Annotated in this window: 14 protein-coding genes; 8 read left to right on the top strand and 6 right to left on the bottom strand. The window is 48.8% G+C overall.

Annotated features, from left to right (window positions below):
* Positions 1–496: 496 nt before the first annotated feature.
* Complete coding sequence (locus tag DWU89_RS12610; RefSeq protein WP_115499996.1) at positions 497–1,951, bottom strand: aminoacyl-histidine dipeptidase; 1,455 nt, start codon at positions 1,949–1,951, stop codon at positions 497–499.
* 33 nt (positions 1,952–1,984) lie between these two features.
* A complete protein-coding gene (locus tag DWU89_RS12605) occupies positions 1,985–3,004 on the bottom strand; it encodes a lysylphosphatidylglycerol synthase transmembrane domain-containing protein (protein WP_115499995.1) in 1,020 nt (339 codons plus the stop codon).
* Between the two features lie 99 nt (positions 3,005–3,103).
* On the opposite strand from DWU89_RS12605, the gene rsmA reads away from it, so the two are divergent.
* From rsmA to DWU89_RS12565, 8 genes are all read left to right on the top strand, one after another.
* Positions 3,104–3,883: a 16S rRNA (adenine(1518)-N(6)/adenine(1519)-N(6))-dimethyltransferase RsmA gene (rsmA, locus tag DWU89_RS12600; RefSeq protein WP_115500000.1), complete on the top strand. Its 780-nt coding sequence runs from the start codon at positions 3,104–3,106 to the stop codon at positions 3,881–3,883.
* A 33-nt stretch (positions 3,884–3,916) separates the two neighbouring features.
* On the top strand, positions 3,917–5,266 hold the full coding sequence (gene mgtE / locus DWU89_RS12595; RefSeq protein ID WP_115499994.1) for a magnesium transporter: 1,350 nt from the start codon (positions 3,917–3,919) through the stop codon (positions 5,264–5,266).
* 79 nt (positions 5,267–5,345) lie between these two features.
* The gene (locus DWU89_RS12590) at positions 5,346–5,690 is read left to right on the top strand and encodes a CidA/LrgA family protein (RefSeq protein WP_115499993.1); all 345 of its coding nucleotides are present in this window, start codon (positions 5,346–5,348) and stop codon (positions 5,688–5,690) included.
* Complete coding sequence (locus tag DWU89_RS12585) at positions 5,690–6,388, top strand: LrgB family protein (RefSeq protein WP_115499999.1); 699 nt, start codon at positions 5,690–5,692, stop codon at positions 6,386–6,388. Before DWU89_RS12590 ends, DWU89_RS12585 begins: the two co-directional genes overlap by 1 nt.
* A 170-nt stretch (positions 6,389–6,558) precedes the next feature.
* Positions 6,559–7,122 carry an elongation factor P gene (gene efp, locus DWU89_RS12580; protein ID WP_115499992.1) on the top strand — a complete coding sequence of 188 codons (564 nt, stop codon included), beginning with the start codon at positions 6,559–6,561 and terminating at the stop codon, positions 7,120–7,122.
* Positions 7,123–7,218: 96 nt separating this feature from the next.
* The gene (gene radC / locus DWU89_RS12575) at positions 7,219–7,899 is read left to right on the top strand and encodes a RadC family protein (protein WP_115499991.1); all 681 of its coding nucleotides are present in this window, start codon (positions 7,219–7,221) and stop codon (positions 7,897–7,899) included.
* Between the two features lie 45 nt (positions 7,900–7,944).
* Positions 7,945–8,262, top strand: coding sequence for an SUF system Fe-S cluster assembly protein (locus DWU89_RS12570; RefSeq protein ID WP_115499990.1), 318 nt, complete (start codon positions 7,945–7,947; stop codon positions 8,260–8,262).
* A gap of 18 nt (positions 8,263–8,280) precedes the next feature.
* Positions 8,281–9,066 (top strand): UDP-2,3-diacylglucosamine diphosphatase, encoded by a 786-nt coding sequence (locus DWU89_RS12565; protein WP_115499989.1) that lies wholly within the window; start codon positions 8,281–8,283, stop codon positions 9,064–9,066.
* A 146-nt stretch (positions 9,067–9,212) separates the two neighbouring features.
* Here the strand turns inward: DWU89_RS12565 and DWU89_RS12560 are convergent, their stop codons facing one another.
* The 4 genes from DWU89_RS12560 to cdaA form a co-directional block, all read right to left on the bottom strand.
* On the bottom strand, positions 9,213–11,231 hold the full coding sequence (locus DWU89_RS12560; protein WP_115499988.1) for a hypothetical protein: 2,019 nt from the start codon (positions 11,229–11,231) through the stop codon (positions 9,213–9,215).
* 168 nt (positions 11,232–11,399) lie between these two features.
* Complete coding sequence (locus DWU89_RS12555) at positions 11,400–12,599, bottom strand: acetate/propionate family kinase (protein ID WP_115499987.1); 1,200 nt, start codon at positions 12,597–12,599, stop codon at positions 11,400–11,402.
* Between the two features lie 74 nt (positions 12,600–12,673).
* Positions 12,674–13,687 (bottom strand): phosphate acetyltransferase, encoded by a 1,014-nt coding sequence (gene pta / locus DWU89_RS12550; RefSeq protein WP_115499986.1) that lies wholly within the window; start codon positions 13,685–13,687, stop codon positions 12,674–12,676.
* A 134-nt stretch (positions 13,688–13,821) separates the two neighbouring features.
* The gene (gene cdaA / locus DWU89_RS12545) at positions 13,822–14,607 is read right to left on the bottom strand and encodes a diadenylate cyclase CdaA (protein WP_115499985.1); all 786 of its coding nucleotides are present in this window, start codon (positions 14,605–14,607) and stop codon (positions 13,822–13,824) included.
* Positions 14,608–14,609: the final 2 nt, after the last annotated feature.

Raw genomic sequence — 14,609 nt, 5'->3', positions numbered from 1 at the left:
AAACGTACGTTTTCATTAGTCATTTCCGAACGACCTCCTATCTTTTTAAAATTCAACACTTTATATTCAATTTTATATCTGTTTTACCCCCTAAAATAGCCCTTTTACGCGTACATTATATAAATTAGTACATTACTATTAATCAAGACATTACGAAAACCGCTAAAATGCAAAAAGACGCCTTTTTGCAGATAACCGCCCAAAACAGCCCTTTTTAGCCCCTATCGAGCCGGATATTTATCCAAAAATAAAGACAGTCATTGAAACTAAAGTGTCTGCGGTCGAAACTAAAGTTTCACGGCAGGAAACTAAATTTTCGTCCGAGGAAACTAAAGTTCCATCGGCATGAAACTAAAGTTTCAAAGAAAAAGATACGTGAAACTAAAAATCCGGAGATGGAATACAGTGAAGTGTGAGGAGATTTATTAAGGAAAGTATGGCAGAGAGATGTTGCGACCCCGCGTCAAGCGCGGGGACACATCCTCTCCTAATTATATTATATTCTTGCAAGCGTCGTAACAATGAAATCCCATGTGCGGGCAACAGACGGAATGCTTACCCGTTCGTCCGGAGAATGCGGATGTTGCAGGTCCGGGCCGATAGAGATCATATCCATGTTCGGATAGGCTTCCTGGATAATGCCGCATTCGAGACCTGCGTGCATCACGGTTGCTTCCGGTTTCTTGCCGTACAGGTCCATATAGGCTTGCTGCATGATCTTCAGGATCGGAGAATCGATATTCGGTTGCCAGCCGCCGTAGCCGCCGTCATATTCCACTTTGGCACCTGCGAGCGCGAATACGCTTTCCAGGCTGGAGCAAACCGCTTCTTTGCGGCTCTCGGAAGAGCTGCGCACCAGGATCTGAATCTCGATCAGTTCGTTCGACGACTTCACGATCGCCAGATTTGTAGACGATTCCACTGTTCCGGGGAAATCGGCCAACATACTGATAACGCCGTTCTGACAACCTTCGATCGCATTGATCAGGTCGTCCTGGATTTCTTCGGGGATCAGAGTTGCCGGCATATCGGTCATTTCTGATACGAAATTGACATTATCTTCAATACCTTTATATTCGGTACGATACATTTCCTGATAATCGGATACAAATTCCCAAAGGGCTTCCACATTGTCGCCGGGAATCGTAATGACAGCAAAAGCCTCGCGAGGGATCGCATTCCGCAACGAGCCGCCATCGACAGACGACAAGCGCGCACCATAATCGCGTACCGCCTCTTTCAGGAAACGGAACATCAGCTTATTGGCGTTCGCACGTCCTAAATGGATATCGACACCGGAGTGGCCGCCTTTCAAACCGGTCAGGCTGATCTTTACAGCGACATCGCCTTCCGGAATATAGGTATCTTCCTTAAATTGCATGGACACGTTCAGGTCTGCGCCACCGGCACAACCGACAAACAGTTCGCCTTCCTCTTCGGAATCGCAGTTCAACAAGATTTCACCTTTCAGGAAACCCGGTTTCAAGCCGACCGCGCCGTCCATTCCTACTTCTTCATTAATGGTGAAAAGGGCTTCCAGCGGACCATGCTTCAAGGTCTTGTCGGCAAGGGCTGCCATCGCAAAAGCGGCACCCATACCGTTATCGGCGCCTAATGTCGTTTCGCGGGCTTTCACCCAGTCTCCATCTATGTAAGCATCGATCGGGTCGGTTAGAAAGTCGTGTTTTACTGAAGAGTTCTTCTGCGGAACCATATCCAGATGAGACTGCATGGTTACGGTTTTGTGTCCTTCCATTCCCGGAGATGCCGGTTTACGAATCAAAACGTTTCCCACTTCGTCTTGCAGGGTTTCCAATCCCAATCCTTTACCAAAAGCTACCATAAAACGGGTTACAGCCTCCATGTGTCCGGTCGGACGAGGAATTTGCGTAAGGTCATAGAAATAACCCCAGACAGGCTGCGGAGAAAGATTTTTGATTTCTGCTGACATAGAAGTTTAATTTAATTTGTGCTACTTTTATTTTTATGCAATAGTATTATCATTAACAGCAACCGGGGCTTCCTTGTTCGTGAACGGCAAAACCACCACGCCAAACAATCCTGTAAGTCCGAGCCACGCGGTCTGCACTGTGTGTACGACCAGGGCGAAAGCCGCTGCATCGGTTTCCTTTACTCCGAAGCACATCAGGGTGGCTATCACCATAAAATGCCACGGTCCGATACCTCCCTGAACGGGCACAGCCACTGCGATACTGCTCATTGTAAAAGCGATCAGCCCGACTGTCACACCCAGATCGCGGGTAAAGTCGAAGGCGTAGAAAGTGATGTAGAAGTACAGGAAATAGCCTGTCCAGATCAGTAATGTTTGAATCACAAAAAGACCTTTCCGCTTCATCAGCCAGATGCTCTTCATTCCGTCCCAGACGTTCTGCAACATCGACTTCGCTTTCTTCACCAGCGTAAAGTTACTCATATATGTGAATATAAACCAAATTCCGGCGATAAAAATTACAGCCGCCACGTAAATCCATATCGAATTGAACATCGACTGGAAACCGTCCAGCAAGGCGGGGTTCTTCGCAAAGAAGCTCTGGAAGAAACCGAAATTGAACACGACGATAGACATCGTGATCAACCCGACCATGATCGTATCGCTCACACGGTCGATCAGCAAAGTGCCCAACAGGCGGGTAAACGGGATTTTGTCATATTTGGTGATCATACCGCAACGCCAGACTTCGCCCACGCGCGGCAGGACAAGGTTTACGGCATAGTTGCCGAGGACAGCGTAAATGACATTGCTTGTCTTCACCTTATCGCCCAACGAACGGATCAGCAACCCCCAACGCAAGCCGCGAACGATATTGGCGCCTAAGCCGAACAGAAGCGAAAAGAGGATGATTTCGTAACGGACGCCTTTGCGGATCACGTTCCATATCTCGCCAAGATCCATCTTACTATACAAATACCAGAGCAGTAAACAACCGAAAGCAAGCGGGAGGATGATCTTGAGAAACGTGCGTAGAATTGCTTTAAAATCCATTATGCGTAGATGACTTTAAATTATTTGTTGTATTTTTGTACGCCTGCAAAGATAAGCATTATATTTAAATACGAACACAACTATACACCAAAGAAGTGGATGAGATTAGTTAAGCCAAAGAAAGCGTTAGGACAACATTTCCTGAAAGATCTGCAAATAGCTGAACGCATTGCAGATACATTGTCCGATTACAAGCAGTTGCCTGTACTGGAAATAGGCCCGGGTATGGGCGTCCTCACCCAATTCTTACTGGAAAAAGGGCACGACCTGACAGTGGTCGAGCTGGACCTGGAATCGGTCGATTACCTCGAACAGAACTTTCCGGCCTTGGAAGGCAAGATACTGGCGGAAGACTTTCTGCGCCTGGATCTCAGCAAGTTGTTTGCCAGCCAGTTCTGCGTGATCGGCAATTATCCGTATAATATTTCCAGTCAGATATTTTTCAAGGTTCTCGATTATAAAGAACATATTCCCTGCTGTTCGGGCATGATACAGAAAGAGGTGGCCGAACGCCTTGCCGCCGGTCCGGGCAGTAAGACATACGGTATCCTGAGTGTCCTGCTGCAAGCCTGGTACGAAGTGGAATATCTGTTTACCGTCAGTGAGAAAGTATTCGATCCGCCTCCAAAGGTCAAAAGCGCGGTGATACGGATGGTTCGCAACAACCGGACGGAATTGGGATGCGACGAAAAGCTCTTCAAAACGGTTGTCAAGACCTCTTTCAACCAGCGGCGCAAAACGTTGCGCAATTCCATGAAACCGCTGTTAGGCAAAGACTGCCCCGATTACCAGCTCCCGATCTTCGACAAGCGGCCGGAGCAGTTGTCGGTAGAACAGTTTGTGGAGCTGACGTTGATAACGGAACGGAATTTGAAATAAAGCAAGTTGTTCATCTTCTAAATAGGCAGAGAAATGATTGAACTGACGAAAGAATATATAGAGAATCTGAAAGGCATCATCTCTGAGAAGGATGACGCAAAGATCAAGGAGACACTGGATGAATTGTATCCGGCCGATATCGCCGAACTGTATCAGGAACTGAACCTGCAGGAGGCAATCTACCTTTATCTTCTGATGGATGGCGAAAAGGCGGCGGATGTGCTGATGGAACTGGACGAAGAAGACCGTCACAAGTTACTGAAAGAGCTTCCGAACGAACTGATCGCCAAACGCTTCGTGGACAATATGGAGACCGACGACGCCGTAGACCTGATGCGCGAGTTGGACGAAGACACCCAGGAAGAGATTCTTTCGCATATCGAGGACGTGGAACAGGCCGGAGACATCGTCGACCTGTTGAAATATGACGAAGACACTGCCGGCGGTTTGATGGGTACGGAAATGATCGTGGTAAACGAGAATTGGAGTATGCCCAAATGTATTGACGAGATGCGCAAACAAGCCGAAGACATGGACGAGATCTATTATGTGTATGTAGTAGACGACGACGAACGCCTGCGCGGAGTGCTCCAGCTCCAGAAACTGATCACCAATCCTTCCGTCTCGAAGATCAAGCACGTGATGAAGAAAGACCCGATCTCCGTCCGCGACAGCGACAGCATCGAGGAAGTGACCGAGACGATCGAGAAATACGACCTTGTGGCCCTGCCGGTTGTCGACAGCATCGGACGACTGGTCGGACGCATCACCATCGACGACGTCATGGATGAAGTCCGCGAACAACACGAACGTGACTACCAGTTGGCATCCGGTATCTCGCAGGACGTGGAGACATCGGACAACGTCTTTACCCAAACGGCCGCCCGCCTGCCCTGGCTGTTGATCGGCATGATCGGCGGTATCGGCAACTCCCTCATATTAGGGAACTTCGAAGGGAACTTTGCCGTCAACCCTAAAATGGCGCTCTTCATCCCGCTTATCGGCGGAACCGGCGGTAACGTCGGGATCCAATCTTCCGCTATCGTGGTACAAGGCTTGGCCAACAACAGCTTAAAAGAAGGGAATATCGTACCCCAGATACTGAAAGAAGCGGTTGTCTCTTTGATTAATGCCAGTATCATCAGCCTGGTCGTATTCATCTATAACTTCTTTATGTTAGGCGATCGGGCTATTACGGCATCCGTTTCCCTCAGCCTGTTTGCCGTCGTAATGTTCGCCAGTATCTTCGGGACGTTAGTGCCTATGACACTCGACAAGCTGAAGATCGATCCGGCTCTGGCGACCGGACCTTTTATCACCATTACAAACGACATTATCGGGATGATGATTTACATGTTTATCTCGTCTACGCTGGCCGGATAGTTAAATAACCTATGTTGTAGAACATATTTACGACATAGGTATTATCTTTGCGGCAGGTTATCAAAAAGACAGTAAGGACATGCTAATAGAAGCATTTTACATTCTCTTCTTCTATTTTACAGGAGAGTTTATCAGTTATTTCATCGACGGGTTCATTCCGGGCAGCGTAATCGGGATGGTATTGTTATTTTTAGCGTTGGCATTCAAAGCCGTCAAGCCGAATAAAGTAAAGAGACTCTCGACGCTCCTGACCGAGAATATGGGATTGTTTTTCCTTCCGGCGGGCGTAGGCCTGATGAATTCGTTGGGCATTATCTCCAAATACTGGGTTGTGATCGTTACGGCATCCGTTGTCAGTACGATATTAGTAATTGCCAGCGTGGCCCTTATCCAGCAAAAATTAGGGAAGGAGGCCGACAAATGATGAATAACCTGGCACAGTCGGAGGTCTTTTCCCTTACGTTAGTGATCGGCACTTACCTCGCATCGCTGGCGCTCTACAGGAAAACGCGCATCAGCCTGCTACATCCGCTTATCACTTCCATCTTGGTCATTATCGTCGTACTGAAGACGATGAATATCGAATATGAATCCTTTCAGAAAGGCAGCCACCTGATCCATTTCCTGTTAGGGCCGTCGGTCGTGGCGCTCGGATATGTGCTTTACGAACAAATCCAGTATCTGAAAGGAAACGTCATCTCGATCCTGACCTCCGTCTTTGTAGGAGCGATTGTCGGGATTGTCAGCGTCATCGTCATCGGCAAGCTGATGGGAGCGGACGCGGCATTGGTAGCCACCCTCGAACCGAAATCGGTTACGACGCCTATTGCGATGGGTATTGCCGAGAAGTCGGGAGGCATTCCTTCGCTGACGGCAGTTATCGTGGTCGCAGTCGGGATATTCGGCAGCATCGTCGGGCCGTTCGTCATGAAGGTGTTAGGCATTGAAAGCCGCATTGCCAAAGGGTTGGCGTTGGGAGCTTCTTCGCATGGCGTCGGGACATCCGTAGCGATCCAAATCGGGGCCGTGGAAGGAGCGTTGAGCGGACTGGCAATCGGGTTGATGGGTATTATGACGGCAATTCTCGTCCCGGTTATCAGTTTTATTATCTCGCTATTCTAAGCAGATCATCACCTGACTCATGCTCATCGTGAATCATATCAAACTGATTTGCAACCCATTTCCAAATAAAAAAGCAGAAGTTTATTGTTACTTTAAGAGGAAAACACTACTTTTGCACCCAAAATCCATCACGAGATAAATTAACAATATATAATATAAAGCACATAAGTATGATTAATTCACAGGACATTAAGAAAGGAACATGTATCCGTCTGGACGGTAAACTCTATTTCTGCGTCGATTTTCTTCACGTAAAACCGGGAAAAGGTAATACGATTATGCGTACAACTCTGAAAGACGTTGTAAAAGGCGGTCAGATCGAACGTCGTTTCAACATCGGTGAAAAACTGGAAGACGTACGCGTAGAACGTCGCCCGTACCAATACACATATCAGGAAGGTGAACACTATCACTTCATGAACCAGGAAACATATGACGACGTGATCATCGACAAAGACCTGATCAACGGTGTAGACTTCATGATCGAAGGCCAGATGGTAGACGTTGTTTCAGATGCTTCGACCGAAACAGTCCTGTTCGCAGATATGCCTGTAAAGGTTCAGCTGAAGGTTACTTATACCGAACCGGGAATCAAAGGCGATACAGCAACCAACACACTGAAACCGGCTACGGTTGAATCAGGTGCGGAAGTTCGCGTTCCTTTGTTCATCGAAGAAGGCGAAACGATCGAAATCAACACACAGGACGGTTCTTATGTAGGACGTATCCGATAACAATGGACAATTGACAATTGACAATTAAGAATTTGCAGTTTCCCGCATTTAATTGTCAATTGTCAATTCTCAATTGTCAATTAATAAAGTCTTGCTATGAAAATAAAAGAATGGGCCGAAGAAGACCGGCCGCGCGAAAAAATGTTACTGAAAGGTATTGCGTCTCTTAGCGATGCCGAACTGCTTGCCATCCTGATCGGTTCAGGGAACAGTCATGAAACGGCTGTCCAACTATCACAACGTATCCTTTTCTCCGTCGATAATAACCTGAATGCTTTAGGCAAACTTTCTGTCAAAGAACTGATGTCCAAATTCAAAGGCATCGGACAGGTAAAAGCGATCACCATCAATGCGGCACTCGAATTGGGGAAACGCCGCGGGAGCTGCGATCCCATCCAACGCCCGGAAATCCGGAGTAGCCACGACACATTCCGCCTCCTTCATCCCCTGCTCTGCGACCTTCCGCACGAAGAACTGTGGGCCGTACTCATCAACCGCTCTTGCCAAGTCATCGAAAAGGTCAAAATCAGCCAGGGAGGGACAAGCGAAACATCCGCCGACCTGCGCCTGATACTGAAAGCGGCGATCACGGCGCTTGCCTCAAGTATCATCCTCTGCCATAACCATCCTTCGGGAAGCATCCGTCCCAGCCGGGAGGACGACCAGCTGACGCAACGACTTAAAAGTGCTGCCCGGCTGGTCGACATCAACCTGCTGGACCATATCGTTATCGGCGACGGCAGCTATTACAGCTATTCGGACGAAGGAAAACTTTGAACAATTGACAATTTATTTGTACGTTTGCATTCAAATTGAACAAAGATGAACAACGAATTCCTCCAAACAGAAGAAGCGATTGTCGCCATGCTTAAAACCGTGTACGACCCGGAGATTCCGGTGAACGTGTACGATCTTGGCCTGATCTATAATATAGAGGTTGACGATGAGAAGAACGTCCGCATCGACATGACCCTCACCGCCCCCAATTGCCCGGCTGCCGACTTCATCATTGAAGACGTCCGCATGAAGATCGAATCCGTCGATGGCGTGAATAATGTGGAAATAAACCTTGTTTTCGAACCCGAATGGGACAAGGATATGATGTCTGAAGAGGCCAAACTGGAATTGGGCTTCTTATAATATACACCCGGTAGAAACATGGATTCCCTTCGAAAGAAAATATATTTTGCTTCGGATGCCCATCTGGGCGCCCGTTTCCATAAAGACCCGCTTGCCGTCGAAAAGAGACTGGTGCGCTGGTTAGACAGCATCAAGGACGAGGCGATGGCAATCTATTTCCTGGGGGATATGTTCGACTACTGGTACGAATACAAATATGTCGCGCCCAAAGGCTTTGTCCGTTTCCTTGGCAAACTGGCGGAGTTGTCGGACAGCGGGGTGGAAATCCATATCTTTATCGGCAACCACGATATCTGGATGTTCGACTACCTGCCAAAAGAGATCGGCGCCATCATCCATCGGGACGTACTCACGGTAGACCTGTTAGGCAAACGCTTCTTCCTCGGACACGGCGACGAGGTCGACTACCGCAGCAAGGCATTCCGCTTTATCCGTACCCTTTTCCGCAATAAATTCTGCCAATGGCTGTATGCAGGCATTCATCCCCGATGGACATTCGGCTTCGCCCTCGGCTGGTCGCTCAGCAGCCGCAAAAGCGGATTGAAGAAGCATCAGACAAGCGAAGCGGCCGAATATCAGGGAGAGGAGAACGAATACATGGTCCTTTTTGCAAAGGAATATCTTAAAACGCATCCCGACATCAACTTCTTTATCTTCGGCCACCGCCACATCATGCTCGACCTGATGCTCTCGCGCACGTCCCGCCTCCTGATTGCCGGAGACTGGATGCATCTCTTCTCATACATCGTATGGGACGGCGAAAACCTCTTTATGGAGCAGTTCGAGGCGGAGCAGACTTCCTGAAAAAAAGGTAGGCATCGCTTCCGAAAAAGGTCGGCATCGCTTTCCAAAAAGACTGGCATCCTTTTTTCCGACGGCTCACGGGCCATATTTTACGGGACGGGAGCGAGAAAAAACGGGACGGGAGCCATAATTCCGCAGTCCGAATACTATTTTTTCCAGCAAACAACCAATGTTTCCTCCGGATGGACAGTCAGGATATCACCGTCTATCGAACCGTTTTTATCGGCAAAAAGGACTTCTGACGGGCGCTTCTTACCATCCGTCTGTAAAGCGATCGTTTGCAAAGCACCTGATTTATTGACGACCACAGCGATATAAGCGTCTTTCGTCTCAGACACCTTCATCAGGACGTCTTTATAATAGGTTTTGAAGGAACAGGGCAAGCGGTCCGTATCGCACTCCTGCCGCACCCAGCCGGCAAGTGGCGCGCCGTCCCCTTTCCAGGCACCGCTACCCAACAGACCCGGAACCCAGACAACTTCTCCCTTCCCGTAAGCAAAGCGGGATGCCAGCGGAAGCTCCCCTTCCCCGCAAATCGTTTCAGCTCCTTTATCCGTGCGAATAAATCCCTTCCAACCATATCCCGGAACAGGCTGTTCGTATCCTTTCAGGCGGTACAGGTAAGGAGTGTCGATCCGTTTGAACTCGGAGATACAGCCACCAAAGAGGTTCTTAAGAGAGAAACCGGTCAACATCTGATTATGGACATCCCCGTCATAGAAACCGGTCATTCCGTCTACAATCAGTTTCCCGCCCTTTTGGACGAAAGACTCTAACAACGGGACGTATGAAAGAGGCACAGCAATCTGGTGGGCCAGGATAATCGTTTGCCCCGTATAGTCCGGACGGCTGAAATCATATTCCTCAAACGCCTTCAGATTCGGGGTGATGCCACTCCCGGACAAGGCTTTGAAATAGCCCAGCATATTAGTCATACACATGATACGCCCGTCTTCGGCGGCAGGCGTTCCCTTCGAAACAATATCCTCCGTCCAGAGAGACTCGCGGATATAGACGATACTGATTCCCGGATCCAGTTTCTTCGCCTCCGAGAAGAGCGTTTTATGCTGTTTCAGACAGTTGCCGACCTCGGCAACGGCAGCCACCCGGTCCGTAGGCTGGTGCTGGAAGTCGAGCAAAGCCCATTCCCCCGACTCGATGCCCGATGCACGCGGGTTAAGCGACCAGAAGATCGCGCCTTTCCCTTCCGTCCCCATCACGATCCAGAGCCATTGCGTGATCTCTTCCTTTGTCGGGCACATGGCACGGGCGCCGCTATAAGTATTGTTTCCTCCCTGCACCTCCGTCATCAACCAAGGCAGTTCCCCGGCACCGGACAGCAGCAGTTCGCAGTCGGCAGACATCGCTAAGCTGTATTCTTCGCGCGGGAAAAGAGTAAAATGCCAGCTGGCATGAGCCGAACCGCCCAGGCTGTTCAGGAAACGACGCCACTCGGGGAAGTTATATTCCGTTATATTCGAGAAAATAGCATGATTATTGACATGCAGATGTATATTCTTATCGTACTTGCGCACTTCGGAAGCGATCCAGCCGAGCATCCAGGTTGTCATGTAGTTCATGAAACGTTTATCCTGCAAATCGACCAATACCGGATAACCGTTTTCCAGATATTCCGCCTGCGGATGCTGTCTGTTCCACTCCCGGCGCATCTGGCGTGAGAACTCGTTATCTTTCAGCCCTCCGCCCGGTTCATTGATCAGCACCCAGGCATACAGGGACTTGAATTGCTTGAAATGAGTCGTCATCTGCTTGATATATTCGGCAAAGGTATTCAACTGTGCACGGCTCTCCGGAAACTTCCAGCCTCCGATATCCGTCTTGTCCGTCAGCGGAAAGAATGTCCCGATAATCTTGATATCATACTTCTCCGCCAAGCGGAAAGCACGGTCGAAGAGAGAGAAATCCCAACCGCCGGGTTTACGCATATACGATTCGAACATACGGATGCGGCAAACCGACATCCCGTTGTCGTGCATTGTCCGGAACCAGCCTTCCGTCTCCTCCTCCGTCTGTCCGGGTTCGATAAAGACCTGCGCTCCCAACAACGGATAATCATCTGCGGAAATCGTCTGCTGTGCCTCGGTACGTTCCGACAACAGCCATGCTGTCAGCAATAAAAGGAGTAAGAACTTACAAGCTTTCATGGTATAATATTGTATTTAAATGGTTTCCCGATCAATAAGAAGTTTCCAAAGATAAACAAATAACGGATAATACGTGTCAAACAGACAAAAAAAAAGACTGCCCCAACCGGTGTCGGGGCAGTCTAAACACTAATCCTAATGTTTTGTAAGCTGTGAGGATTAGAATAATTATTTATCTAATATATCCATTGTATCGGCAGCGATCATGAACTCTTCGTCGGTCGGCACGACGATGATCGTCACCTTGCTGTCCGGCGTACTGATAACCATTTCTTCGCCACGCATACCTTCGTTCTTCTGAACGTCGATCTTCATACCCATGTATTCCATGTCTTCACATACGACACGACGGGTAGCCCACTGGTTCTCACCTACGCCACCTGTCCATACCAGGATATCGCAGCCACCCATGGCAGCCGCATAAGCACCGATATATTTCTTGATACGGTAGTTGTAAACATCCAATGCCATGATGGCACGTTCGTTACCGGCAGCAACAGCCGCTTCGATCTCGCGCATATCGGACGAGATACCGGAAAGGCCGGCAACACCGCTCTTCTTATTGATCAGGTCGGACAGGCCTGCACCGTCCATACCTTCCTTATCCATGATGAAAGACAAAGCGCCTGCATCCACATCCCCGCAACGGGTACCCATCAGCAGACCCTCCACCGGAGTCAGTCCCATAGAAGTATCGACACACTTGCCATGGTCGACAGCGGCGATAGAACCTCCATTGCCTACGTGAGCCGTGATGATCTTCTGTTCTTCGTAAGGAACACCTAAGATTTCACAGGCGCGACGGGATACATAACGGTGGCTTGTCCCGTGGAATCCGTAACGGCGCACACCGTATTTCGTGTACATCTCATACGGCAGACCATACATATAAGCCTTGCTCGGCATTGTCTGATGGAAAGCTGTGTCGAAAACTGCCACCTGGGGAATACCCGGAATCAGCGCTTCCATAGCATCGATACCTTTCAGGTTAGCCGGGTTATGCAGCGGAGCCAGGTCGGAACATTCGATTACTTTATTGATCACATCCTGGTCGATCTTCACACTGGAAGCGAATTTCTCGCCGCCGTGTACCACGCGATGGCCGACAGCGTCGATTTCCGTATATTCTTTGATACAGCCGTATGTTTTGTCTGTCAGGATGCTCAGGATAAATTCGATACCTTCCTTATGGCCGGGAATCTCTTTTTCCAGCACAACTTTCTTTCCGTCTTTGTCGGTCAGCTTCAGGAATGCGCCCGGCAGACCGATCTTTTCGATACCACCCTGGGCCATCACTTCGCCGGATGTCATATCGAACAATTTATATTTGATGGAACTGCTACCGCAGTTTAATACTAAGACTTTCATGTTTTATGATTTATGATTCGTAAATGTTAATTGTATAGAGACGCACGGCCGTGCGTCTCTACGGCCATATATCTTTATTTTGCGGCTTTCAGACCGATAGATTGGTTGCAGGCAATGGCAACCATCTTATAGATATCGTCTACGGAACAACCGCGGGACAGGTCGTTAACCGGAGCAGCCATACCTTGCAGGATAGGACCTACGGCTTCCGCACCACCCAGGCGCTGAACCAGCTTATAAGCGATATTACCTACTTCTAACGTCGGGAATACCATGACGTTAGCCTGTCCGGCTACTTCACTGCCCGGAGCTTTCAGGGAAGCTACTTTCTCAACCAGGGCAGCATCGGCCTGCAACTCTCCGTCGATCTTCAGTTCGGGAGCCATTTCTTTTGCCAGGCGGGTTGCTTCCACAACTTTGTCCACCATTTCGTGGGATGCACTGCCTTTTGTAGAGAAACTCAGCATGGCAACACGCGGTTCCATACCTACGATATCGCGGGCGGTAGCAGCAGTGGCGATGGCGATACTTGCCAGTTCGGGAGCTGTCGGGTTCGGCATTACGGCGCAGTCCGCAAATACTAAAACACCGTCTTTTCCATACTGCGGAGTTTTTGTAAACATCAGGAACGCACCTGATACGCAGCTCATGCCCGGAGCAGTCTTGATGATCTGCAAAGCCGGACGCAAGACGTTACCGGTTGTGTTCTGTGCGCCGGCAATTTCACCGTCGGCATCACCGGATTTAATCATCAGGCAGGCAAGAAACAAAGGATCTTCTACTAAAACGGCAGCCTTTTCGGGTGTCATTCCTTTCTTCTGACGTAACTGGAAAAGCAGGTCGGCGTAAGCGGCTTTCTTTTCGTGATTCTTCGGATCGATAATAGTAGCTTGTCCAATGTGGTTCAACCCGTACTCAGCAGCCAGGCTGTTGATTTCAGCGGGATTGCCAATCAGGATAATGTCTGCAACTCCGTCGGCCACTAAACGGTCGGCAGCTTTCAATGTTCTTTCCTCTGTTCCTTCGGGAAGAACGATACGCTGTTTGTTTGCTTTAGCGCGTGCAATAATCTCTTGCATTAAGTCCATAGCGGAAGATCTATTTTATTATTATGTTGTTAGTTTGATACCACGGTTATCGGGTACAAAAGTAGGCAAAATGTAATATGGAGTTTGCAAAACCAGCAAAATATTTATAAGCCGACCTGCCAGTTTCAGAACATTTAACAATAATTTGTCACTTCTTTCTCTCCCGACAGGATTTGTTGCAAATCTTCAGCTGTGACGTTTACTTCTATCTTGCCATTATGGGCTACCGATATCTTGCCTCGTTCCTCGGAAACGATGATTACCAAAGCATCGGTCTCGAGCGACATCCCCAGTCCGGAGCGGTGGCGGAGTCCCATGTCTTTCGGCAGGTTGGCGTTCTGGGCTACTGGAAGAATACAGCCTGCCGCCTTGATACGGTTATCGGCAATGATCATCGCCCCATCATGCAAAGGGCTGTTCTTGAAAAAGATATTCTCAATCAGGCGGGCATTGACATCGGCATTGAACATCTCACCTGTATGCTCGTAAACGGTCAGGTCCACATCCTGCTGGATACAGATCAGGGCACCGGTCTTTTTCTTCGCCATATTCATACAGGCCAGGACAACCGGAGCGATAAATTTCCCTTCGTTTTCATTCTCATGGCTCTTCTTGGTAAAGATTTTTCCCAGGAATTTCCATCCCCGGTGCGAACCGAGCGCCACTAAGAAACGGCGTATCTCATCCTGGAACAGGATCACCAGCACCAAGAAACCGACACTGATAAACTTATCGAGTATGGCTCCCATCAGACGCATTTCCAGCACCTGGGATACCAGAATCCAGACTACGATAAACGACACGACCCCACTAAAGATAGCTAATGTTCCGGAATTCTTCATCAGCTTATACGTCTGATACAAAAAGAAAGCCACCAACAAGACATCGATCAGGTCTTTTACTCCGAAATTCATCCACATAG

This window comes from Parabacteroides acidifaciens (assembly GCF_003363715.1).
GTDB classification, from domain to species: Bacteria; Bacteroidota; Bacteroidia; order Bacteroidales; family Tannerellaceae; genus Parabacteroides; species Parabacteroides acidifaciens.
The sequence above is the reverse complement of the archived record's forward strand: the minus strand, read 5'-3'. Positions and strand labels throughout refer to the sequence as shown.

What these genes read in the sequence shown, in the direction of transcription:
- DWU89_RS12555 (WP_115499987.1), bottom strand. Translation starts at nt 12,599, where the DNA reads ATGAAAGTCTTAGTATTAAACTGCGGTAGCAGTTCCATCAAATATAAA.
- pta (WP_115499986.1), bottom strand. Translation starts at nt 13,687, where the DNA reads ATGGACTTAATGCAAGAGATTATTGCACGCGCTAAAGCAAACAAACAG.
- cdaA (WP_115499985.1), bottom strand. Translation starts at nt 14,607, where the DNA reads ATGTGGATGAATTTCGGAGTAAAAGACCTGATCGATGTCTTGTTGGTG.
- DWU89_RS12560 (WP_115499988.1), bottom strand. Translation starts at nt 11,231, where the DNA reads ATGAAAGCTTGTAAGTTCTTACTCCTTTTATTGCTGACAGCATGGCTG.
- rsmA (WP_115500000.1), top strand. Translation starts at nt 3,104, where the DNA reads ATGAGATTAGTTAAGCCAAAGAAAGCGTTAGGACAACATTTCCTGAAA.
- DWU89_RS12570 (WP_115499990.1), top strand. Translation starts at nt 7,945, where the DNA reads ATGAACAACGAATTCCTCCAAACAGAAGAAGCGATTGTCGCCATGCTT.
- DWU89_RS12585 (WP_115499999.1), top strand. Translation starts at nt 5,690, where the DNA reads ATGAATAACCTGGCACAGTCGGAGGTCTTTTCCCTTACGTTAGTGATC.
- DWU89_RS12605 (WP_115499995.1), bottom strand. Translation starts at nt 3,004, where the DNA reads ATGGATTTTAAAGCAATTCTACGCACGTTTCTCAAGATCATCCTCCCG.
- DWU89_RS12610 (WP_115499996.1), bottom strand. Translation starts at nt 1,951, where the DNA reads ATGTCAGCAGAAATCAAAAATCTTTCTCCGCAGCCTGTCTGGGGTTAT.
- radC (WP_115499991.1), top strand. Translation starts at nt 7,219, where the DNA reads ATGAAAATAAAAGAATGGGCCGAAGAAGACCGGCCGCGCGAAAAAATG.
- DWU89_RS12565 (WP_115499989.1), top strand. Translation starts at nt 8,281, where the DNA reads ATGGATTCCCTTCGAAAGAAAATATATTTTGCTTCGGATGCCCATCTG.
- efp (WP_115499992.1), top strand. Translation starts at nt 6,559, where the DNA reads ATGATTAATTCACAGGACATTAAGAAAGGAACATGTATCCGTCTGGAC.
- DWU89_RS12590 (WP_115499993.1), top strand. Translation starts at nt 5,346, where the DNA reads ATGCTAATAGAAGCATTTTACATTCTCTTCTTCTATTTTACAGGAGAG.
- mgtE (WP_115499994.1), top strand. Translation starts at nt 3,917, where the DNA reads ATGATTGAACTGACGAAAGAATATATAGAGAATCTGAAAGGCATCATC.